Raw genomic sequence first — 23440 nt, 5'->3', positions numbered from 1 at the left:
CAGTGGGAGTGATTTCGTAGGGTATCTCATTTAAAACTCCGCATTCCCCGGAGTTCGGGCAAAGGGAATCACGTCGCGGATATTTCCTACACCGGTGACAAGCATGAGCATGCGCTCGAAACCTAAGCCGAAGCCGCTGTGAGGAACGGAACCGTAGCGACGCAGGTCTCGGAACCACCAATAGTCTTCTTTAGAAATTCCGTGAGCTTCGAAGTTGGCATCGAGTAATTCGAGACGTTCTTCTCGCTGGCTTCCGCCCACGATTTCACCGATCCCGGGCACCAGGACATCCATAGCTGCAACGGTCTTATCATCGTCGTTGAGACGCATGTAAAAGGGCTTAATTTCTTTCGGGTAGTTGTAGACCGTGACCGGGCATTGAAAGTGTTCCTCAGTCAGGTAGCGTTCGTGCTCGGACTGTAAGTTCGCTCCGTACTCAACCGGGTATTCAAATTTCTTGCCGCTCTTTTCAAGAAGCTCCACCGCTTCGGTATAACTGACGCGAACAAAGGGTCGCTCTGCGATAAACTTCAGGCGCTCGATCAGTCCCTTGTCGACAAAGCGATTGAAGAACTCCAGCTCTTCGGAACAATGTTCCAGCGTGTCTCTAACCAGGTGTTTGACGAAGTCTTCGGCCAAGTCCATATCGCCTGCCAAATCACAAAACGCGACTTCGGGTTCGATCATCCAAAATTCGTTGGCATGTCGACTTGTATTCGAATTTTCGGCACGGAAGGTTGGCCCAAATGTATAGATGTTGGATAGCGCAGTCGCGAAGACTTCACCTTCAAGCTGACCGCTCACAGTCAGGTAAGTAGGACGCCCGAAAAAATCTTTTGAGAAATCAACCTCGCCCTCTTCTCGTGGCAGGTCGTCCAAGTCTAAGGTCGATACCCGAAACATCTCCCCCGCCCCTTCACAATCGCTGGCGGTGATGATTGGTGTATGCACATAAATAAATTCCCGCTCCTGGAAAAAGTTGTGGATGGCATAGGCGACCCGACTACGAACCCGGAATACACTGCCAAACAGATTAGATCGTGGACGCAAGTGAGCAACCTCCCGGAGGAATTCCAAAGAGTGTCCTTTCTTCTGCAAAGGATAGTCAGCTTCTGATTCACCCACCACCGTGAAGGTTTCGGCTACGACTTCCCAGCTTTGGCCCTTCCCTTGTGACTCCACCAATTTACCGGTAATGCTTACGGACGCGCCAGTGGTTGCCCTCTCTACATTTGAATAATCGGGCAGCGAGGCATCTACAATGACCTGCAAGTTTTTGAGGCAGGAGCCATCGTTGATCTCAAGGAAGGAAAATGCTTTTGAACCACGCTTCGTTCGCACCCAACCCTGAATCAGGATGGAATCAAGAGCGGAGTCGCTCGCTAAGGCGTGTTTGACTAAAGTACGTGGAGTGGAATCTGAGGACATTGGGAAATTGTTTCTTCCCCAACTGTGGCTATGCATTCGAACCAATCAACTCAAACATTCCAACCGCCTTCAAAAGAGTCGGTTTTATAAAGAAAAATTGGATTCCCAACTGCAAATGAAGTGATGTGGCTAAGGATACCCATTTGAAGGCTAACATCCACATGCGCGAATAGCTTCGTTCCAAGCCGAAATCCGCTTGGTCACGTAGCAATCTACGTTCCCTCACTAGATTTCAACTAGCTCCTTGCTCTTCATCACATCTGGATGTTTTGAATCTGCTGAGTTACCTCTTCAATCGCTTTTTGTTTAATCGATTTGATGCTGTTGTCTTTGTGGACCAGGACGACCGTGGGATCGAAGGATTCTGCTTCCTCTTCACTCATCTGGGCGTAAGCAGCAATGATCACCTCGTCGCCGGGCAATACTTTCCGCGCGGCTGCACCATTCAAGGCTACTTCGCCCGGCTCTCCTAAAATAATGTAGGTGGAAAATCGTTCGCCGTTGCTACAGTTATAGATATCCACTCGCTCAAACTCGCGCAAGTTCGCTGCTTTGAGTAGGGCGCGGTCGACGGATATGGACCCTTCGTAATCGAGGTCAGCCCCAGTAACAGTGGCACGGTGGATTTTCGCTTTTAATAAGGTGATGTTCATAAGGAAATTGGCCCAATGGTTTCAACCGCCTTCAAAAATGCAAATAAGGTCATGTTAGAAACATTCGGGTTTATTGGTTCATGTAATAGGCTAAATAGAGCCCGTTTAGCACAAGATTGGGGTAAATGTGATCAAACAAGTTTTCGGACTGAAACAGACGAGCATAACCCCCAGTACCGAGAAGCACGGGTTCTTCCCCCGAAGAAAACCCTTTGGCAAACTGGTCCGCGAGCTCACGAACCGTGCCGACTTGCGAATAAAATAGCCCCGCTTGAATACTCTCCACCGTGGATCGCCCGATCGCGGCCTCAGGTTTGATGATTTCAACCAGCGGTAGTTTCGCGGTTCGCTCTTCCAAGGCTTCCATTGAAACAGCAATCCCCGGGAGGATAGCACCGCCGAGGTATTCCTTCTTCGCGTTGATCGCACAAAATGTCGTCGCCGTTCCGAAATCAACGACAATGACATTTTTGTCGGGATTGAAATGAGTCGCCGCAATGGCGGTCGCAATCCGGTCGGCACCCACTTCCAAGGGGTTCCGGTATTTTATTTTTAAGCCGGTCTTGGCTCCGGCCTGGAGGATAAAGGGTTCTAACTCGAAATACTTATAACAGGCATTGCGGATCGAGTGTAGTAAAGACGGTACCACAGAACATAGCGCGATGCCCGACACTTTATCAGGCTCAATTCCGTTTTCACGAAGGACAGAGCGCAAGAAGAGCCCAATCTCATCAGAGGAGTTTTTGATCTCCGACGTTTTGCGGAAGTGAACGATCAATTCGTCTCCCTCAAACGTACCGCCATGAACGGTCGTATTTCCAATATCAAGACAAAGCAGCATCGGTCTTCTCCTTCTCTTGTATAGATTGGGTTACTAATTGAAGTACTGATTGAATCAGGTCGTTTTTAGTATCCACGTGTTTATCCAGTCGGTTGCCTGAATAAATGGCTGCTCGGTGCTGCCCCTTCTCAGGATTAACCTCGGTCAAATCGTTCTGGACCACAATGTCAGCCAATGAGTGCTCGAGCAAATGAAGCACTGCTTTCTCGCGTTCCACTTCAGTCGCATGATTCGTCAACTTGAACGCCACCAGCAGTACGTTTGCATTTTTACTGTAGCGATGAATGCGGTCCACAATCTTGTAATTGCGGGCGAGGTTCAAAGTGATGTTTTCATCGGAATTAAACTTGGTGTCCGTTCCTGGATCAACCTTCTCTCCATTGATCAACAAATGATCTACCGTGTAATCACTGACCGCTGCCAAATGGATAACACAATCGTAATGCTGGGAGGACAACAACTCCTGCAGCCCGTGGTCCAAATCATGGAAGGACTTAAACGTGGTCTCTGAAACAAGTTCCGTTGCGGACATTGCACGCTCAGCACGCAGGAGGCTCACATCATGGCCTTGCGAGTAAAGGTAGTCTGCAAATTCGGAACCGGTCCTACCGCTGGAGAAGTTGGAAATTGAACGCACGCCATCGATGGGTTCTTCAGTGCCTCCGGAAGTGATCAAGAACCGTAGTTTGCGCTTGGATGTCTCAGCAGGCCTAGCCAAGGCATGGTCTACGTACTTAGCAATGAGCTCTGGCTCAAGCAGCTTGCCTTCCCCGATATCTCCACAAGCAAGCCGTCCTTCACCGGTTGGGAGAATGTTGATACCCCACGCTTCCAGCTTTTGCAACGAAGCCTGAGTAGCAGGATGTCGATACATGGCGGTGTTCATAGCAGGTGCTATAAAGTATGGCTTTTTAAAATCGTGTGCTAAAAACAGGCTACTCAACAGATCGTCGCCCAAGCCTTGGGCCAGTGTGTTGACTGTATTGGCTGTAGCTGGACAAAGTACAGTGAGGTCGGCCCACTTCACCAAGTTGATATGAGCCATCTGTTTCCCATCTTCATAGAGATCGTGAAATACGGGCTTACCAGTCAGCCCCTCAAAGGTAGAAGCCCCGACAAACTTGAGAGCTGCCTGTGAAGCAACGACCTGAACTTCGTGGCCTTCCTGCACCCACTTGGATATGAGGTTGCAGGCTTTGTAACAGGCAATGGAACCCGTCAGTTTAAATAGAATTTTTGATGGCGACATTGTCTATAAGGCGAACGTTATCGATTACAACCGCTCCGAGGCGGCGATCCTCGTAGTCTTCAACATACTCTACATTGATGCCCTCTTTTGTAAGAGCCTCACGAGCTTCCTCGGCCGTTTTCTGCCCAGTGAGATTTTGATGAAACACAGGAGCCCGCTTGCGACCTTCCTCAGTCAGGAGGGAATTGCGTGAGCTCATGGCCAAGCCATCCGATTCTCGCACAGTGGGGACGGCAACCACTTTTGTTTTCAAGAAAAATGCCTCGACCATTCCTTCAATCAATTTGAGCTGCTGGAAGTCTTTTTCGCCAAAGTAAGCCCGGTCAGGCTTCACCAAATTGAATAGCTTCATAACGATGGTTAACACTCCGTCGAAATGACCGGGACGATGTTCCCCCTCCATGAAGCTGGAAAGATGAGATTCACAGATCTTGTAATTGTATCCATCAGGATACAAAACGTCCTTGGATGGTGCGAGCACCGCATCGGCACCCGCTTCAACTGCCAGCTCGCGATCTCTGCCCAAGGTTTTTGGGTACTGCTCGTAATCTTTGGGATCATTAAACTGAGTAGGATTAAGAAAGACACTGAGGACCACACAATCGGTCTCCTGCCGCGCCTTTCGGATGAGCTCCAAGTGCCCTTCATGGAGGGCTCCCATGGTTGGTACAAATCCTATTGTGAGACCGGCCCCAGTTACGTCGTCCCGATAGTCGATCCAACTTTCCAGGGTTTCAATCAATGCGTTCATACAAAGCTCTCCTTCTTTACTGGGAAAGACTTGGACTTCACATCCTCATCAAATTGATCGATGGCATTCTTGATGAGTCCATAGCCATCGAGATAACGCCTTACAAACTTCGGTTGGAAACTAGGGTCCATTCCTAACAGATCATGCAGAACTAACACCTGCCCCGAGGTATCCGGACCAGAACCGATCCCAATAGTCGGAGTAGTTAAGGCATCTGTAATTTTTTTAGCCAAGGGAGCTGGAATACATTCCAGAACCATCGAGAAACAACCGGCCTTTTCTAATGCCACAGCATCCTCCATGATCGCACGTGCCGTTTCCTCACCTTTGCCTTGGACCTTGAATCCACCGAGCTGATGTACCGACTGAGGGGTAAGTCCCAAATGCCCCATGACGGGCACCCCTGATTGAACGATATGAGACAGCTCATCGAGATGCCCCTGTGCCCCCTCAAGCTTCACAGAATGAGCCCCAGCTTTCATAAGCCTATCCACCGTTTCCATCAATGGCTGAATACCTTTGCGGTGCGCGAGGAAAGGAATGTCACCAATAATGAACTTATCAGGGGCTCCTTTTGCCACCGCCCTCACATGGGCAGTCATCATATCAACATCCGCATGCACGGTGCTGGGGTGACCATGCATCACCATGGAGGCACTATCACCCACCAAGATACAATCGATCTCAGAATCGTTAATAATGCGGGCAGACCACGTATCGTAGCAAGTAACCATGGAGATAGGATCTCCTGACGCTTGCTTTTTTTGAAATTCGAGCACGCTCTTCATAGCCTGCTCCTTTCCGCCGCATCTGCTACCAAAGCACATGCGGTGACCAGTGGAAACTGAGTCTCCAGCCTAGGTACCTGTCTCATAGATCAAGTCCTCTTTTTTAAAAATTGATGTTATTGTAAGCGGGTCGCGAGCTAGTTCGCGCCCAATAAGGGGGATGAAGGTCGACCAAAGTCCTCAATTTTTCAACCGAAAAAGAGACATTTTCGGACGGTTGAATTTTCAATCACGCCCATTCTTCCAGCAGTGCCTGCCAGGGTAGAAATGCGCATTTGATGCGACTCGGATACTGCCGAACTCCCGACAGAGCCTTCAAGTCACCTAATTCTACCACTTCTGTGGACGCTCCGCTTTCCTCTTCTAACAAAGCTCGGAATGCATCAAATATAGCTACCGATTCCTTCTTTGATTTTCCAGAGAGCAGCTCCGTCATGATGGAGGCTGAAGCCCGGGAAATAGCACAACCTTGTGCGGTAAAGCGGAGGTCTGAAATTTGATTATCTACTGCTTTCCAATACACCGTTACTTCATCGCCACATAGGGGATTATTCTTTTCGGCCTTCCCCGAGAAATCTTCTAATGTGCCGTAGTTTCTCGGACGCTTATTGTGACCGAGTATGATGTCTTGATACAACTGAGTCAGGTCAGACATCAGGCAAACAAGACCTGTATCTTGGTCAAAGCCTGGACCAGCTTATCAATCTCTTCACGGGTATTATAGAAGGCAAAGGAGGCGCGAGCCGTCGCGGGGACACCGAAACGCTGCAGAAGAGGCTGGGTACAATGGTGACCCGCCCGAATAGCAATGCCATCGGCATCCAGAACCGTTGCAACATCGTGAGGATGAGTGCCCTCCATGGTGAAGGAAACTAAACTCACTTTGTTTTCAGCTGCTCCAATAATTTTAAGCCCTTCAATCTCGGACAATGACTCCGTTGCATACTCGAGTAACTCATGCTCGTAGTCCAGTAGAGCAGACCGATCCTGTTTTTCCAGGTAGCGGATGGAAGCGGCCAAGGCAATGGCCCCACTGATGTGCGGCGTACCGGCTTCAAATCTGCCAGGAGGTGCTTTGTAAGTGGTACCTTCAAAACTCACACGGCTGATCATATCTCCTCCACCCTGGTAGGGAGGCATTGAATCGAGTAGGTCATACTTTCCATAAACCACCCCAATACCGGTAGCACTAAACAATTTGTGCCCGGAGAAAACGTAGAAGTCGCAATCAAGATCCTGAACGTCTACGGAGAAGTGTCCGACAGCTTGGGCTCCATCCAGCAGCACTTTCGCTCCCACAGCATGTGCTTTCTCGATAATGCTCTTAACAGGATTAATCGTACCTAGTGAATTGGAGGCATGCACAACTGAGACCAGTTTGGTGCGTTCTGAAAGTAGTGATTCGTAGGAGTCCATCTCTAATTCTCCGGCATCGGAGACAGCGATCACTTTTAGTACAGCTCCCCGAGCTTCACAGAACAATTGCCACGGTACAATGTTCGCGTGGTGCTCCATTGTGGAAATAATTATCTCATCTCCTGCCTGGATGAACTGATTGCCAAAACTGTTGGCGATTAAATTGATACCTTCTGTCGTTCCACGGACAAATATAACCTCATCTTCTGTGGCCGCATGAATGAACTGAGCTACCTCCCGCCTGGCCTGCTCGTAGGCCTCGGTTGCCTTTTCGGCCAAATGGTGAACCCCACGATGAATGTTCGCGTTGGTTTCAGTGTAATAGCTATCCAGAACATCAATGACCTCTTGCGGCTTTTGGGTCGTAGCGGCGTTGTCCAGATACACCAGGGGTTTCTTCCCTACGTGGGTGGATAATATGGGGAATTCTTCCCGAATTTTGGTGACATCAAATGACATAGGAGGTGCAAGTTAATGAGAACGAGTCTCGTTTCAACCTCAATTGTGAAAGATTCCGCACAAATTTTTCTGTAGGCCGACTTATTTCCAGCCGGCAAGCGCATGTTTAGAGTTTTGCGGCAATAATCGACTCGAGTTTCACAATGTCAGCGGCGAATAAGCGAATTCCGTTGGCCAGCTTCTCGGTCGCCATGGCATCCTCATTTAAAAGGTAGCGGAATGTGCTTTCATTGAGGTCGAGCTTTTCAATTTTGGCATCCCCGGCGGATTCTGCGTCCAGCTTACGAGTAACCGCTGCTTCGGACTCTTGAAGCTCACTCAACAACCCAGGACTAATCGACAATAGATCACAACCGGCAAGTTCTAGGATCTCATCGATATTTCGAAAGGATGCCCCCATCACTTCTGTCTCGTAATTAAACTTTTTATAATAGTTGTAGATTTCTTTAACTGACTGTACGTCAGGGTCGTTTTCGCCGGTGTAGGTTTCTCCGGTCTTGGCTTTATACCAATCCATAATTCGCCCAACGAAAGGTGAAATGAGTTTGGCATTTGCTTCCGCACAACCAACGGCCTGAGGAAGCGAAAAAAGAAGTGTCATATTACAATTGATGCCTTCTTGCTGAAGAACACGAGCTGCTTGAATGCCTTCCCAAGTAGTGGCGATCTTAATGAGAATACGCTCCCGGTCTATACCTTCAGCTGCATAATCAGCAATCAGCTTCCGCGCACGGGCGACCGTAGCATCTGCATCAAACGACAAACGGGGCATCTACTTCAGTAGAGACGCGGCCAGGTATGAGTTTAAGAATTTCCAATCCAAATAAGATCAGGACACGATCGATGATCAGTCCCAATTTCTCGGTCAGTGAACCATCATGCCCTTCCAGCTCTTCAACTGCCTGGTCTAACAAGGCCGCGTATTCTTCTTGCTGTAAGGCCTTAAAAATCAGGCTCGGATTGGTCGTGGCATCCAGCGGTTCATATTGATGGATCAGACCGAAATCTCCGGTATCTGCGACGACCTTGGTCATCTGTTTAAGCTGCTCGAGGGAATTTTATGCTTCTGTAGACATGATAATGTTGATGATTGAATCTGAATTCGAAACTCAATGAAAAGCCATGGCAAAGCCAATCGCGACTATGTCAATTGACCGTTACAAACTTCTGTAATGTGGGGCTCTGCGTCTTCCAGTGTCTTAAATTGTCCATCCAACTGCCGCTCAAACAACGCATCCAGAATCCCCTTAAAATGCTCCCCGGGTTCTAACCCACGGCTGATAAGGTGACGACCTAGGACAATCGGTGTAGGGGGATCCACATGAAGCGATTCCTCGTGAGCAACTTCCTCCAACCACATTAATCCCTCACTTGGGCTAGTTGGCAAAGGTGGGCGACCCGCTATGTCGGACCTGATAACCGTGAATAATTGCTCTAGACTAGCTGGTTGAACTCGCCGGGCCAATCGCCTCACTTGCGGAAGACTGGGGCGCTTCCTAATCTGAACGGAAGCCATATGGTTTCCAACCAACGACTGAACATGAGGGATAAAGGAATGCGGAGAACCAATCGAAAGAAGAAACTTTTCCGCCAAGGGTATTCCCGCCTGATCGTGGCGAGGACTGACCCAACGCTCAACATCCCCTTTCAGCTTCTTTTCCGTTGTCTCAGGCTTACCAAAGTCATGGGCCAAAACGGCAAACATCAAAGTTAATCGCTCCAAACGATCGGACTGCTGAAACACCTGCAACTCTGTCAGCGCATCTAAACAATGACAGGTATGCACAAACACATTCCCTTCCGGATGCCAGGCTGGATCCTGAGGGCAATCAATCAAAGCGGCTATTTCTGGAAAGTGATCGAGCCAGCCAGAAGCCTGGAGAAATGCTAACCCCAAAGAGGGTTTCCGGGATCGAGTGGCCCATTTCTCCCACTCAATCCAAACACGCTCGATGGGTAGTTCCGCAAAACTGGATTTAATACTTCGGCACAAATCGATTGTTTCATCGGCTGGCTGCAATTCAAACCGAGCACAAAACTGAAATCCTCTTAGTACTCGCAAGGGATCCTCAATGAATGCGTCGCTGGAGTGTTTAAGCCGCCGGTTTTTTAAATCTTCCACTCCGCCCAATGGATCGACCATCTTCTTTGCTTTCCAATCATAGGAAATCGCATTGATCGTAAAATCCCTTCTTAGGGCCGCTCGCTCGGGATCCAAATTAGGATCTGGGACTACGTCGAATCCCTTGTGTCCGCAGGCAGTTTTAACTTCTGAGCGAGGCAGAGAAAAATCAACTTCCCACCCAGACTTAGTAAACTTAGCCACTCCAAAGCTCTTTCCAACCAAATCAACTTTCCCAAATGGCATAAGGGTTGAGACCAGCTCGTCCCAAGCACATCCAAAAACCTCGATATCCAGGTCTTTGCTACTCTCGCCAAGAAGCCAGTCCCTCACCGCTCCGCCGGCGATTTGAGGAGTTCCCCGCGAAGCCACTGCATCTAAAACAGGAATCAGTTCCTCGGGGACTGGGAAATGCTCAGATTTAGGTAATTTCACTAGTGGTTTTCCAAGTACTATATATATTCCAGACAAGAAGGGCCCAACCAATAAGGAAGCACAGGCCACCAAAAGGAGTAATCATCCCCAATTTGGACACGTTTGTCAGAGCAAGTACATATAGGGACCCGGAGAAAAGGATCACTCCAGCAATCCAAAACATGGCCACCTTAGGAAGTCCTTTTACCTTACCTGCATTCCCTAGGCTTGCAGTGGCCAATAAAGCCAACGCATGCACAAACAGGTAGAGAGTAGCGGTTTCCCAGGTATCTATATGCCCATTGGTTGAAAGCCGTTTTTCCAGACCATGAGCGCCAAAGGCACCCAAAAGCACCCCAAGAAACCCGAAAACACCAGCAACTGCAGCGAATTTTAACATATGTGAGAGCTTGTAGAATTGATTTAAAGAATTTGTAAAAAAGCCCATCTCCTTTACAAACACTATTGTTGCCCCATTTCAAAAGAACACAACCCGGTGCCTTTTAATTGGCAAACCGACTTCGGTCATTGGAAGAAATTTTATCGTTAGACAACAACAAGCTCTGCTCAAAACTTACAAAACTGCTCACATCCGATCACCACGCGGCTGAAAATGTACACATATCGGCCAATTTCATGCCTTTTCACCTCTTGGGATTTCTTGGCATCATAACTGCTAATTGCTTGACGCAAAACGAAACAAATGTTTCTCACTAAAACCAATTCACTGTTTTCTGTACTCCTTTTCTAATCGTTGGGAATCAACTAAACTTAACAACGACAGGAACGAACTAACCTGAAATCAGAAGATAAACTATGAAAAAGCTACTAGTAATCGCTGCTTTCCTTGCAGCTTTCTCCTCAGTAAACGCTGAGACCAATATGTCAGCATCTGTTGGCTACGATTCAAAATACGTCTTTCGCGGTGTTGAACTCGCGGATGAAAGCATGACCGTGTCACTGGACGTCGAATTCGACGATGCATACTTGGGAATGTGGACTAACCAGCCTATCACCAGCGGCATCGACAATGAGTTCGATTTCTACGGCGGCATGGGTTTTGACGTTGCGGAAGGTATCACCATGGACGTTGGAGGAACTCTTTACTACTATCCAGAATCAGGAGGTAGTTCAGAAACATTCGAAATCTACACTGGTTTCGCCTTCGATACTGACTTGAATCCAGCATTCTATATCTATTACGATTTAGATCTAGAAGCTCTGACCTTCGAAGGTTCAGTAGGACACAGCTACGAAATGGATGAAAAATCATCCCTCGATGTGGCTGCATTCTACGGACATGTTGATGGCGACGGATTCAACTACAGCTATTATGGTGCTTCTCTCGATGTTGTTTACAGCTTGAGCGACTCATCAGCTGCCAGCGTAGGTGTCCGATACACCAACGCTTCAAACGACCTGGCCGACAAGGTCTACTTTGGTGCTGCTGTTAGCACTGGATTCTAATCTGAATCAACGATCATTTTGCCTAAGAGCCTGTCCATTTGGGCAGGCTCTTATTTTTTTAAAAAATGCGTCTTCTCGGTAGTTGACAAAGCAAAATCAACTATGCATTTTCTCCCCCTTTCTCAAATTTTATGAAAACCACGTTAGCAAAAAAAGAGAACGTCCAAAGGAAATGGTACGTCGTTGACGCTGCCGGCCAGAATCTAGGTCGACTGTCTGTCAAGATCGCCAATATCCTGCGTGGTCGCGACAAGCCCACATATACACCACATGTGGACACAGGTGACTTTGTCATTGTTGTTAACGCCGAAAAAATTGCCGTTACAGGTAAGAAGGAAGAGCAGAAAAACTATATGTTCTATACTGGCTGGGTAGGTAACGAATACTACAGGACACTCGCTGATTTCCGCGAAAAACGCCCAGACTTTATAATGCGGCACTCCGTTAAAGGCATGATGCCTCGGAACAACCTCGGCAGACAAATGCTCAGGAAGCTGAAAGTTTATACTGGCCCATCACACCCGCATGAAGCCCAAGAGCCAATCGCGCTATAATTTTTATTTATGAGTACTACTACGGTATATTTAGGAACGGGTCGTCGCAAAACAGCGTCGGCACGAGTACGTCTTTCTGAAGGAGAAGGAAAAATTCAGGTCAACGACAAGGAGCTGAATGATTACTTCAGCCTCGACCAAGCTGTACGGGTGGTTGAAGGCCCTTTTAACACAATTGAACAAAAAGGAAAATTTGACGTTATCGCCAGAGTTGAAGGTGGCGGGGTAAATGGCCAAGCAGAAGCTTGTGCTCATGGAATTGCCCGGGCACTTCTCAAATTCGACGAAGAACTGAGAGCTCCTTTGAAGAAAGCTGGTCACCTCCGACGAGACCCTCGCCGCCGCGAGCGTAAAAAGGCAGGTCAACCAGGAGCCCGTAAACGCTTCCAATTCTCAAAGCGTTAATCCGGGAACCAGCAACACTCCCTTTTTACGCCCTCCCAGGATCAAACCTTGGAGGGCTTTTTATTTCCAATTTTCCTAAACACACTATTTAAATTTCTCCCTTAATTTCATGAAAACAGGCATAGTCGGCGCATCCGGTTATTCCGGAGAGGTACTACTCTCCCTATTACTGGATCATCCCAATATAACGCTTACCACCGTTACTTCCAGGTCTCTGGTCGGTCAGTCCGTTGAATCAGTATTCCCTTCACTTAGAAATCGAGGCAAGGGACTAGAGTTTTCTGCATCTAACCCAGAAGAGCTAGCCGCGAACCAAGAGCTAGATCTCGTCTTTCTCGCTTTGCCGCATGGGGTTGCCAGCGAATATGCGATACCCTTGTGCGAAGCTGGGAAAAAGGTAATCGATCTGAGCGCAGATTTTCGGCTCAACTCCCCCGATATCTACGAAGACTACTACGGCCATCCCCATCCAAACCCGGATTGGTTGGCAAAATCTTCCTACGTCATCCCCGAGATTACTGAAGACGGTTGGCAAAAAGATAATTTGATCGCGGCTCCCGGCTGCTATCCAACAAGTATTCTTATGCCCCTTCTCCCTCTAATGAAGGAGAAGATCATCGGGGCAACTGGAATTGTCATTAACTCAATGAGTGGGGTAAGCGGAGCAGGCAGAAAACTAGCCGAAGACTTCCTCTACTGCGAGAGGAATGAAAGCGCCAAAGCGTACGGGTTGGTAAAACATAGGCATCTTTCAGAAATCGAAGAACAGCTGAGTTTGTCTGCCGAAGCTAAAGTGGTCGTTCAATTTACACCACACTTGTCTCCCATGAATAGAGGTATCGTCACTACCATTGTAGTTCCTGGAGCGGGCGATCATTTGGCTGAAGCATACGCAACTTGGCAGAATTACTACTATGACAAGCCCTTCGTTTCTCTGCTTGAGTCAGGCACAACTCCTGATTCCAAATGGGTTTGCCAGACCAATCGGGTTGATTTCTCAGCTATAGCCGACCCACGGACAGGCAATTTGATCATCACTTCTGCGGAAGACAATTTGATGAAGGGAGCTGCAGGTCAGGCCATTCAGATAATGAATGTATGGCACGGTTTCGACGAAACCGCGGGACTACTCTAATTTCTACCCTCAAGAGCTATGCAAATCGTCACTACTCCCTCAGAAGAAGAAGTCATCGCCAAGGCTAAGGTCCTCCTGGAAGCACTTTCCTATATCCAGCAATTTAAAGACAGCATCTTTGTAGTAAAATACGGAGGAAGCTTCATGGACGATCCAGATCCAGAAGTTAGAAATCGAGTGGCAGAGGACATCGTTTTCCTCGCAGCTGTTGGAATTCATGTCGTCGTCGTTCATGGCGGAGGAAAAGCCATCAGTGCATCCATGGAAAAAGCAGGCATTAAGCCCGTGTTTATCAATGGACTTCGATACACGGATAGAGAAACCGTTTCCATTGTCGAAAAGACACTCAACAAGTCGGTCAATCTAGATATCTGCGAATTGGTGCAAGCCAAGCTCGGGAAACCTCTGGGTATGGCCGGACAAACGCTATTCTCCTGCACCAAACTTGAAAAAGACGCAGAAGGAAATCCCGTCGATCTCGGCTTTGTCGGCCGAGTTAAAAGCGTGGAATCGCGCCTGATCAAGCGAGCCATTTCCCAAGGTTATACACCCATCATCTCTCCCATCGGCAGTGATGAGCACGACAATTTGTACAATATCAATGCCGACGTAGCAGCTGCTCATGTAGCATGCCATCTACGTGCCCGACGATTGGTTTATATGACCGATGTGCCAGGTCTACTCCGAGATCCCGAAGACCATAAGTCTATCATCTCAACACTGCGCGCCAGTGAAGTTGATTCGCTTAAACAAGAAGGAATCATTGGAAAGGGAATGCTCCCAAAAGTAGACTCGGCCATTCAAGCCCTGCACGAAGGCGTTCATCGAGTTCACTTCGTACACGGCAGACTCCCACACAGCATTCTCCTCGAAATTTTTACGGACAAGGGTGTGGGAACAGAAATCGTTCACTAGTCATCAACTAATCGACACCCATGAAATTTACCAAAAATACAGAAGAACAATACGAGGCGTATCGGCTAAAAAACTACGGTGTGCCATCAATAACGCTCGTTAAAGGCGAAAATGAAAAGGTCTGGGACGACCAAGGAAACGAGTACCTCGATTTTGTAACAGGTATCGCGACTGCATCACTCGGACACTGTCATCCTAATTTAGTTCAGGCGATTAAAGACCAAGCCAGCAGGTTGATCCACGTTAGCAACCTCTATCGGATGCAAGCTCAGGGGAATCTTTGTGAGGCATTAGTATCACGAGCTGGACCGGGTGGCCTCTTCTTTTGCAACAGCGGGGCAGAAGCCAGTGAAACACTCATTAAGCTCTCCAGATTGTTCGGTAACAAAATGAACGCGTCTGAGAACCCCTCGAACAAAGTCATCGTCTTCAATAATGGATTCCATGGACGGACATTCGGAGGTATGAGCGCAACTCCTCAGGCTAAAATTCAACAAGGGTTCTTTCCCATGCTGAATAACTTTCCTGTAGCTCAGCTCAACGACATGGAAAGCGTGGAAGCCTTGGCAGACGATGATACGGTGGCTATTCTTATAGAGCCCATTCAAGGCGAGGGCGGCATCCACGTTGCCTCAGAAACTTTCCTTCAGGACCTCAGACAATTTTGTACAGACAAGGGGTTGTTACTCCTAGTCGACGAAGTACAAAGTGGCACCGGTCGAACCGGAACATTTTTTGCCCACGAATCCGCCGGTATCAAAGCAGACGCAATCGGCATGGCGAAAGGACTTGGCGGAGGATTCCCTATCGGGGCGGTATGGGTATCAGAGACCCATGCCGACCTATTCACTCCCGGCAGCCATGGAAGTACGTTTGGCGGAAACCCAATGGCCTGCGCTGCCGCTCTTGCTGTTTTGGAAACTATTGAAAAAGAAAACCTCCTACAAAGGGTCCGCGACTTGAGTCGCGCTTGGATTGGACAACTTAATCATTTAGCAGAGAAATATGATTCTCTACTAGAGATAAGAGGGAGAGGCTTTTTAATAGGAATGGATTTTGCAGAGGACCCAACCGCCATTCAAAACGATTTGCAGTCTCGGGGTCTGTTAACTGTTAGAGCCGGAGGGAATATTCTGCGCCTCTTACCGCCCTTAACCGTACCCGAAAAGAGCCTACATCAATCCGTCGAAATCATTGATGCTGCTTTAGCTCAACATGCCTCATTGGCAACCACCCTTTAATAAGCTTAAATTATGAGACACTTTCTAAAATCAACGGATTTTTCCCCTCAAGAAGTCGAAGAAGTTTTCAACCTAGCTCGTGACTTGAAAAAGCAACGGGGCCGAATCGACTCGGAATGGCTGGAAGAACAGTTTTGGGGGATGCTCTTTTTCAAATCGAGTACGCGTACTAGAGTCTCATTTGAAGTAGGTATTCAGGAGCTTGCAGGTAAAGTCCTATACTTGAACAAAAACGATGTACAGATAAGCCGAGGCGAAAGTATTGCCGATTCTGCGCGCGTCCTCTCACGCTACTTACATGGGATTGTTATCCGCTGCTATGATCACAATGTCTTAGAGGAGTTTGCAGAAATGGGTTCGATGCCTGTTATCAATGCCCTCTCCGATTACCTTCATCCCTGCCAGATTTATGCCGACGCATTCACCATGGTCGAACGCTGGGCAATGGACGGGCCATTGTCAGAGTCTCTCAAAGGCCGGAAGATTGCTTTCCTAGGTGACACCGCTTGCAATATGGGAAATTCATGGATACTAGGTGGAGCATTATTCGGCATGCAAGTAGCCTTGTCAGGTCCCCAGGGCTATGAACCCGGAGACGAGATTAAGGAAGAGTTTCGAAAATCAGGACTGGATCCTAGCTGGACATTTTATTCGGATCCGATGAAGGCAGTGAAAGATGCAGATGTGGTGTATACGGATGTTTGGGTAAGTATGGGCATGGAAGATGAAGAGGAAGAAAGGCTTAAGACTTTTAGCCCCTACCAAGTGAATGAGCAAATCATGCAAAATGCCAAACCAGATGCACTCTTCATGCACTGCCTTCCTGCTCACCCAGGTCAGGAAGTAACTCAGGAGGTACTGGACAGTCCGGCCTCCATCATTTTCGATCAAGCTGAGAATCGGCTTCACATACAAAAGGCCATTCTCGCCATGCTCGCAAAAATCAACGGCTAATTACTTTATAATACTCATGAAAATCGTACTCGCATACTCAGGCGGACTAGACACTTCGGTCTTAGTCCGTTGGCTTAAGGATCATTACAACGCAGAGATCATCACCTTTGCGGCAGATGTTGGACAAGAAGAGGAGCTCAATGGTCTTGAAGAGAAAGCCAAAGCAACAGGCGCATCGGAGCACCATACCATCGATTTAGTAGAAGAGTTCGCTAGTGATTTTATTTATCCTATCATCAGAGCCAATGCGATTTATGAAGGACAGTACTTATTGGGAACTTCCATCGCACGTCCTCTCATAGCCAAAGCTCAAATTGAAATTGCCCGTAAAGCAGGAGCAACTGCAGTTGCCCATGGTGCAACTGGCAAAGGCAATGACCAAGTCCGTTTTGAACTGACCTATGCGGCGATGGCACCCGACCTTCAGGTTATTTCCCCATGGCGTATGGAAGTTTTCCGTCAGGCATTTCCAGGACGCACAGAGATGATCGACTACTGCGCAGCCAATGACATCGATGTTGAAGCCTCTGCTTCCAAGCCCTACTCGATGGACCGTAATCTCCTGCACATATCCTATGAAGCTGGGATTCTAGAAGACCCATGGTTCGATCCCACTACACCCGATAACAAATCCATGTATAAACTGTCAGTCGACCCAGAAGATGCGCCCGATGAAGCAGAGTATTTAGAGCTGGATTTCGAAAAAGGTGATTGTGTAGCGGTCAATGGAGAAGCTGGAAATCCAGCTTCCATTTTCAAAAAGCTAAACGCGATTGCAGGCAAACATGGCATTGGTCGCGTAGACATTGTAGAAAATCGTTTTGTCGGGATGAAGAGCCGCGGCGTTTACGAAACACCGGCTGGCACCATTCTAATTCATGGGCATCGTCAATTGGAGACCCTGACCATGGATCGCGACCTCATGCACTTACGCGATAGCCTGATCCCCAAATATGCAGAGCTGGTTTACAATGGTTTCTGGTATGCTCCGGAAAGAGAGGCATTACAGGCTTTGATCGACAACAGTCAGCAATCTGTAACGGGCACTGTCCGATTGAAACTTTACAAAGGAAGTATCACAACAGTGGGACGCAAATCGCCTTATTCACTTTACGACGAAGATGTGGCGTCCATGGAGGGAGTCGACAGCGACTATAATCCAGACGACGCAGGCGGATTCATCCGTTTGCAAGGCCTCAGATTGAGGGCTCGCCACAAGGCGCACAAAGACCTTTTGAAAGATTACGAATAGCACTTTCTTTTTTATGGACTTGGGGACTGAATACTTCCATAAATGCCCCCCTTATTTCTGAAGGCGATCCCTATAAATGAGTTCGCATTCGAGTAGGCCTGGATGGCGGAATTGGTAGACGCGCCGGACTCAAAATCCGGTTCCTTCGGGAGTGGGGGTTCGACCCCCCCTCCAGGTACCACTCGAGGACAATAATTTGCTCGGGTTAGCACTTGACCCTCAAAGTAGTAAAGGAACAAACTTTCCGCCTTCAATTTTTTTGGTACGGGCCGTAGCGCAGTCTGGTAGCGCACTTCGCTGGGGGTGAAGGGGTCGGGAGTTCGAATCTCCCCGGCCCGACCATTTTTTTAGTCCCTCAAATTCTTAACTTTCAAAACCCATTAACCCCATCGGTTATCCGATATGAAACGCTGGATCTGGCCACTTATATTAGCAGGCACGATTTTCATGGCATCCGGCTCAAGCTCAATCGTCGGTCCAGATATAGTGAGTATCGATAAGGTCGCTCACTTTTTAATCTTTGGGCTAATCGGAATTCTTGTTCTCCGATGCAGAAAATCCGTTACCTGGAAGTGGGCCATCTGCGCTTTTCTTATCACTTCTGGCTACGGCGCCTTTGATGAATTCCGGCAGTCATTTACTCCAGGTAGATCTGTTGAGTGGTATGACTGGTATGCAGGCACTTCCGGCGCTTTTCTTTCAATTTTCCTCTACAAGGTCGTTCCCCTCTATTCGAAGCTATTAGAAATGAAATTCACCAGTAAATCTGGACAAGCAGAAACAGCTCTAAACAATTAAGAGTATGGCTGATGAAGCGATCCAAGCTCGACTCGATGAATTGCGAAATTCAATTCGGCATCACAACGAACTCTACTACCGGGAGGCTGTCCCAGAAATCTCTGACCGTGAATATGATCGCCTGAAAGAAGAGCTTTTGAAGCTCGAAGCACAGCATCCGGAGTTAGTAATAGAGGAATCGCTGGTCGAGGTGGTAGGTGATGACCGGCTCTCCGGATTTAGTTCTTACACACATCGCGAACCGATGCAGAGCCTGGATAATACCTACAGCTTTGAAGAACTAGAAGAATTTGAAAACCGGTTAGAACGACTCCTCGGAGAAACACCGAAAGAATATCTAGTAGAACCTAAAATCGATGGAGTAGCCGTAAGCCTGACTTACGAAAATGGATTGTTTGTCAGAGCGGTCACCCGAGGAAATGGAATTGAAGGTGATGACATCACGGCCAACTTCGAACTCATTGACAATTTCCCACGTCAACTATCGGCACCTTATCCGGATATACTAGAGGTTCGTGGAGAGATCTACATGACGAACGAGGAATTTGAACGGATCAACGAACAACGAAGAGCCGATGGTCAACCCGAGTTCGCAAACCCGCGAAACTTGGCTGCAGGCACCATAAAGATGTTGGACCGAAAGGAAGCTAAAAGCAGGAAACTGACCTGGGTTTCTCATGGCAGAGGATATTGTGAGCCTCTCAGCTATGATAAGCTTTCGAGCTTCTTTTCTGATTTGGACCGTTGGAATTTCCCTTTGGTTGAAAACCATTGGCTGGTTGAAGGAATCCACAAGAGTATCGAGGCAGTAGAAAATTTAGATGAGCTCCGAAAAACCTACACCTATCCCACGGATGGTGCGGTTATCAAACTAAACAGTTTGGAACTTCAGGATCAGGCAGGATCGACCTTTAAAGCCCCGAGGTGGGCGATCGCCTATAAGTTTGAGGCGGAACAAGCGATAACTCGATTGAATGACATCGCAATTCAAGTAGGTCGAACCGGGACCCTATCACCTGTAGCAATTTTGGAACCGGTGCAACTTGCGGGAACCACGGTATCTAGAGCTACCTTACACAACAGCGATGAGATAGCCCGCAAAGATGTCCGAATCGGGGACAGCGTCATCGTTGAAAAGGCAGGAGAAATTATTCCAGCCATCATTGAAGTCGTACTGGCTCAAAGACCCGAAGGAGCAGAATCCTACGCATTCCCAGAATCTTGCCCTTCCTGCGGAACTCCGGTTGTAAGAGCGGAGGGAGAAGCAGCACATCGCTGCCCCAATACAATGGGCTGTCCACCACAAGTGCGGCGCCGGATTCAGTTTTTCGCATCTCGTCAATGCATGGACATTGAAGGGCTAGGCGAAGCAGTAGTAGACCAGTTGGTAGACAAAGAATTCGTTACTACACTTCCCGATCTGTATTCCTTAAAAAAAGAGGAGTTATTAACTCTGGAAAAATTCGCCGAGAAGTCCGCTGACAATTTGCTCAAGGCACTGGAAGAGAGTAAGAGCCGGGAACTCTGGCGTCTCATACATGGATTTGGCATTCCTCATGTCGGGTCTTCTGCATCGAAGTTGCTTGCGAAGACTTTTTTAAGCCTGAGCTCCTTGCTCGAAGTAAAAGTTGATGCCCTCGTCGAAGCTGAGGGGATCGGGAAAATCGTGGCAGAAAGTATCGTTTCTTTTTTTGGTGATCCTGATCATAAATCTATGATCGAGGCTTTGATGGCAGCAGGGCTGAAAACCGAAGAAGAGCCACCTGACCAAAGTGCTAACAAAGAAGCGGTCGCAGGGAAAACTTTCGTCCTGACAGGTACGCTACCCACGATGAAGCGAAGCGAAGCCAAAGCACTTATCGAAGTAGCGGGTGGAAAAGCCAGTGGCTCAGTTAGTAAAAAGACGGACTTCCTGGTAGCCGGTGAGAGCGCAGGTTCAAAACTAACCAAGGCAGAATCTCTTGGAGTCTCAGTGATCAGTGAATCCCAACTGCTCGATCTGCTAAAATAAAAAGCCCCGGAGAAATCTCCGAGGCTTTGAAAGTTGTTATGTATGAAATTTAGCTATTAGTTCCGCTAGGGCTAACATTGACTTCATTGTCATAGTAAATTTCCACAGCACCAGCCGATGCCTGGTTAGGACCGCCCTGGTTTCCTCCACTTGAGTCTCCATTACCAGAAGCACTGGAAGCAGAGTTCGCTAAGGAACCGGAATCAACTCCTAGAGATCCAGCAGCGTCAACAGCACCGGATACGATGCCATCGGCAACGATTGAGGAACCACCACTCGCTTCTGAACCTGCACGAGCTACTAAGCGGGCTGCAACATCCGGGGAGTAGCAGTTAGCAGAAAGACTGACAATGGCCAGCTTGGACGAAACTCTGGATACGGCACGAATGGTCGCATTGTTACGACCTTCTGCAGCCTTAACCACTGTGCGATGCACTTGAAGTAATTCGTCACAATCCATAGAGGCAGGAACGAACAATTTGGAAAGACACGATTCAAGAGCTGAAGCATAAGATCCGTTTTCAGAAATGCATGCAGTCGCTTGCTCCTCGAGACCGGTATCAGCAAATACCGGGATGAAAATGAGAAGCAGGACAGGTATAATGAGTAGCTTTTTCATAATGGCTCCGCGGGCTTAAAAAGGGTTAGCTATAGGCCCTAAAATCTAGAAAATCAGCGGAAAGTATAGCTAAAAGCCGGCTAGAAGCCCTGCTTCTGGAGCAAAGCACTGAGTCGTTGCTGGAATGCCTGAATATCCGATTCAACAGGCTGATAGCCTTCTGTGGCAGCTTTTAGGGACAATCTTCCCGTCTGGTCGAGGGCCCAATCTGCTTGCTCTCCGTCAGAAAAGGTTACTTGCCCACTTACAACTGCACCTGGTTGATAGAGTCGATCCAAAGCGACTGAGACATTACTTCCTTCGGCCATTGGATCTGCCATTTGGCCCTCAGGCTCATCGGGAGCTGGTGGCGGGGGCGGTGGAGGTGCGTTTCTGAGATCGTTATCCACCGACTTCGGCTGGTCTTTCAACTCAAGCTCGAGATCATCGATGAGGAAACGTGCATCCATATAGGTAAGAGATACTTCAAAGGTTTCCTGAATCTTGGTCTGAATGTCACTGAGTTTCAGCCCGTCAGATACCCACTGGCTGATGGTTGCTTTTTGAGAATCGTCGAAGTCCATTTCAACCGGAGGCTTTCGCCAGTTGAGACTTTAAATACTCAACACTGCGCCGAACCGACTCATCCTGATCCATAATGTTTTCCACCGTCTTGCAGGCGTGGATCACGGTTCCATGATCTCGGCCACCAAAATTTTCACCGATTTCCTGCAAAGGATGACTGGTGAGAATTCGGCTTAAATACATGGCAATCTGTCTGGGAAAAGCGATGTTTGCCGGACGCCGTCGACTAACCATATCAGAGATACGCAGGTTATAATAGTCGGCGACACGTTTTTGGATCTTTTCGACGGTAACTTGGTTTTGGGCTTCTTCTTGAAGAATGTCCCCAAGGAGTTGCTCAGCTACTTCCAAGTTAACACTTTTTCCCATCAAAGCGTGATAACTCGCCACACGAGTAAGTGCGCCTTCCAGGCGGCGGATGTTACGCGACACTTTTTCCGCAATAAACTGCAATACGTCTTGCGGCATTTGTAAGCCAAGGGAATTAGCCTTGTTTGACAGAATAGCTACTCGCGTCTCGAGATCCGGTGCCTGCATGTCAGATACAAGGCCCCATTGGAAGCGAGATACTAAACGACTCTCCAATTTGGAAATCTCACTGGCCGGACGATCACTGGTAAGGAATATCTGCTTCCCGGATTCAAAGAGATCATTGAAGGTGTGAAAGAACTCTTCCTGGATGCGCTCTTTTCCGCTGAGGAAATGGATGTCATCAATTAGCAGCACATCGACCGAACGATACCGTTTTCTGAATTTGACGAGGGTATTCTCCTGAATGGCTCGAATGAATTCGTTAGTAAACTTTTCCGTCGAGACGTAGGCGACCTTGGCAAGCCGATTGTTTTTCAGGATGAAGTGACCAACTGCATGCATAAGGTGAGTTTTACCGAGACCGGTATCACCATATATAAACAAGGGATTGTAAGCTTTGGCAGGAGCATTAGCTATGGCAACAGCAGCGGCGTGCGCCAAGTTGTTGTTTTGCCCCACCACAAAATTTTCAAAGGTGTTTTTCGGATTGAGAAAATTGCCGATTGTAGACCGCGTCTCTCTAGGACGCTCTAGAGCAGCAGGAGTCTCGGTGGTTCGTAGGGTTTCTTTAGAAGAAATTCCTAAATCCAACTCCTGATTGTCACTACGTTTTGAATTCTCCAATACCCTCAAAAAAACTTGCATGGGTCGACCTGCTACGAAGCGAATCTTGTCTGAAATAAGTTCCAAATAATTGTCTTGTACCCAAATCGCTGAGAATTCGTTCGGGACACTTAACACCACTTCCGTATCGGTCTGCTGCATGCAATTCATAGGCTCGAACCACATGTTGAACACATCCGCTGTAAATCGAGCTTCGAGCTCAGGCTTTACCGCATCCCAGAAATTTTCTACTTTTGAAAACTGTGACAT

General features: G+C 48.0%; 23 protein-coding genes, 2 tRNA genes and 1 pseudogene. 12 read left to right on the top strand and 14 right to left on the bottom strand.

All coding sequences use genetic code 11. The features are described 5' to 3' along the window. Positions 1-30: 30 nt before the first annotated feature. The 11 genes and pseudogenes from asnS to GA003_00080 form a co-directional block, all read right to left on the bottom strand. A complete protein-coding gene (gene asnS, locus GA003_00130; protein QXD28429.1) occupies positions 31-1428 on the bottom strand; it encodes an asparagine--tRNA ligase in 1398 nt (465 codons plus the stop codon). 254 nt (positions 1429-1682) lie between these two features. Continuing rightward, positions 1683-2081, bottom strand: coding sequence for an aspartate 1-decarboxylase (locus GA003_00125; GenBank protein QXD28428.1), 399 nt, complete (start codon positions 2079-2081; stop codon positions 1683-1685). 70 nt (positions 2082-2151) lie between these two features. After that, positions 2152-2922 (bottom strand): type III pantothenate kinase, encoded by a 771-nt coding sequence (locus tag GA003_00120; protein QXD28427.1) that lies wholly within the window; start codon positions 2920-2922, stop codon positions 2152-2154. After that, complete coding sequence (gene coaBC / locus GA003_00115; GenBank protein QXD28426.1) at positions 2906-4171, bottom strand: bifunctional phosphopantothenoylcysteine decarboxylase/phosphopantothenate--cysteine ligase CoaBC; 1266 nt, start codon at positions 4169-4171, stop codon at positions 2906-2908. Before coaBC ends, GA003_00120 begins: the two co-directional genes overlap by 17 nt. Continuing rightward, complete coding sequence (gene panC, locus GA003_00110) at positions 4146-4922, bottom strand: pantoate--beta-alanine ligase (protein ID QXD28425.1); 777 nt, start codon at positions 4920-4922, stop codon at positions 4146-4148. Before panC ends, coaBC begins: the two co-directional genes overlap by 26 nt. Next, positions 4919-5710: a 3-methyl-2-oxobutanoate hydroxymethyltransferase gene (gene panB, locus GA003_00105; GenBank protein QXD28424.1), complete on the bottom strand. Its 792-nt coding sequence runs from the start codon at positions 5708-5710 to the stop codon at positions 4919-4921. The genes panC and panB overlap by 4 nt, the downstream gene beginning before the upstream one ends. A 229-nt stretch (positions 5711-5939) precedes the next feature. Next, a complete protein-coding gene (locus tag GA003_00100) occupies positions 5940-6365 on the bottom strand; it encodes an SUF system NifU family Fe-S cluster assembly protein (GenBank protein QXD28423.1) in 426 nt (141 codons plus the stop codon). Then, a complete protein-coding gene (locus tag GA003_00095) occupies positions 6365-7585 on the bottom strand; it encodes a cysteine desulfurase (GenBank protein ID QXD28422.1) in 1221 nt (406 codons plus the stop codon). The genes GA003_00100 and GA003_00095 overlap by 1 nt, the downstream gene beginning before the upstream one ends. A 106-nt stretch (positions 7586-7691) precedes the next feature. Next, positions 7692-8619, bottom strand: a pseudogene (tal, locus tag GA003_00090) (transaldolase). Positions 8620-8726: 107 nt separating this feature from the next. After that, entirely contained in the window at positions 8727-10142 is a 1416-nt protein-coding gene (locus tag GA003_00085) for an HD domain-containing protein (GenBank protein QXD28421.1), read from the bottom strand. Beyond that, on the bottom strand, positions 10129-10521 hold the full coding sequence (locus tag GA003_00080) for a DUF423 domain-containing protein (GenBank protein ID QXD28420.1): 393 nt from the start codon (positions 10519-10521) through the stop codon (positions 10129-10131). The genes GA003_00085 and GA003_00080 overlap by 14 nt, the downstream gene beginning before the upstream one ends. A 416-nt stretch (positions 10522-10937) precedes the next feature. On the opposite strand from GA003_00080, the gene GA003_00075 reads away from it, so the two are divergent. The 12 genes from GA003_00075 (at position 10938) to ligA (ending at position 20853) form a co-directional block, all read left to right on the top strand. After that, entirely contained in the window at positions 10938-11588 is a 651-nt protein-coding gene (locus GA003_00075; protein ID QXD28419.1) for a TorF family putative porin, read from the top strand. Between the two features lie 131 nt (positions 11589-11719). After that, positions 11720-12142: a 50S ribosomal protein L13 gene (rplM, locus tag GA003_00070; protein QXD28418.1), complete on the top strand. Its 423-nt coding sequence runs from the start codon at positions 11720-11722 to the stop codon at positions 12140-12142. A gap of 9 nt (positions 12143-12151) precedes the next feature. Continuing rightward, positions 12152-12547: a 30S ribosomal protein S9 gene (gene rpsI, locus GA003_00065; protein QXD28417.1), complete on the top strand. Its 396-nt coding sequence runs from the start codon at positions 12152-12154 to the stop codon at positions 12545-12547. A gap of 109 nt (positions 12548-12656) precedes the next feature. Further along, entirely contained in the window at positions 12657-13682 is a 1026-nt protein-coding gene (gene argC / locus GA003_00060) for an N-acetyl-gamma-glutamyl-phosphate reductase (GenBank protein QXD28416.1), read from the top strand. An 18-nt stretch (positions 13683-13700) separates the two neighbouring features. Then, positions 13701-14597 (top strand): acetylglutamate kinase, encoded by an 897-nt coding sequence (gene argB, locus GA003_00055; GenBank protein ID QXD28415.1) that lies wholly within the window; start codon positions 13701-13703, stop codon positions 14595-14597. A 20-nt stretch (positions 14598-14617) separates the two neighbouring features. Continuing rightward, the gene (locus tag GA003_00050) at positions 14618-15838 is read left to right on the top strand and encodes an acetylornithine/succinylornithine family transaminase (GenBank protein QXD28414.1); all 1221 of its coding nucleotides are present in this window, start codon (positions 14618-14620) and stop codon (positions 15836-15838) included. Between the two features lie 12 nt (positions 15839-15850). Continuing rightward, positions 15851-16792 (top strand): ornithine carbamoyltransferase, encoded by a 942-nt coding sequence (argF, locus tag GA003_00045; GenBank protein ID QXD28413.1) that lies wholly within the window; start codon positions 15851-15853, stop codon positions 16790-16792. A 16-nt stretch (positions 16793-16808) separates the two neighbouring features. Then, a complete protein-coding gene (locus GA003_00040; GenBank protein ID QXD28412.1) occupies positions 16809-18044 on the top strand; it encodes an argininosuccinate synthase in 1236 nt (411 codons plus the stop codon). Positions 18045-18140: 96 nt separating this feature from the next. Continuing rightward, positions 18141-18225 (top strand) — tRNA-Leu (locus GA003_00035). 84 nt (positions 18226-18309) lie between these two features. Further along, positions 18310-18386 (top strand) — tRNA-Pro (locus GA003_00030). 60 nt (positions 18387-18446) lie between these two features. Then, the gene (locus GA003_00025; GenBank protein ID QXD28411.1) at positions 18447-18842 is read left to right on the top strand and encodes a VanZ family protein; all 396 of its coding nucleotides are present in this window, start codon (positions 18447-18449) and stop codon (positions 18840-18842) included. A gap of 4 nt (positions 18843-18846) precedes the next feature. After that, the gene (gene ligA / locus GA003_00020) at positions 18847-20853 is read left to right on the top strand and encodes an NAD-dependent DNA ligase LigA (GenBank protein QXD28410.1); all 2007 of its coding nucleotides are present in this window, start codon (positions 18847-18849) and stop codon (positions 20851-20853) included. 49 nt (positions 20854-20902) lie between these two features. On the opposite strand, the gene GA003_00015 is transcribed toward ligA, so the two are convergent. From GA003_00015 to dnaA, 3 genes are all read right to left on the bottom strand, one after another. After that, positions 20903-21472 (bottom strand): hypothetical protein, encoded by a 570-nt coding sequence (locus GA003_00015; protein QXD28409.1) that lies wholly within the window; start codon positions 21470-21472, stop codon positions 20903-20905. 80 nt (positions 21473-21552) lie between these two features. Next, positions 21553-22035, bottom strand: a complete 483-nt coding sequence (locus GA003_00010) for a hypothetical protein (protein QXD28408.1) — start codon at positions 22033-22035, stop codon at positions 21553-21555. A 1-nt stretch (position 22036) separates the two neighbouring features. After that, positions 22037-23440 (bottom strand): chromosomal replication initiator protein DnaA, encoded by a 1404-nt coding sequence (gene dnaA / locus GA003_00005; protein QXD28407.1) that lies wholly within the window; start codon positions 23438-23440, stop codon positions 22037-22039.

It is taken from the genome of Opitutia bacterium ISCC 52, from assembly GCA_014529675.2.
In the GTDB taxonomy this organism is placed as follows: domain Bacteria; phylum Verrucomicrobiota; class Verrucomicrobiia; order Opitutales; family UBA2995; genus UBA2995.
Note: the sequence above shows the minus strand (reverse complement) of the source record. Positions and strands in the feature narration are given on the sequence as shown.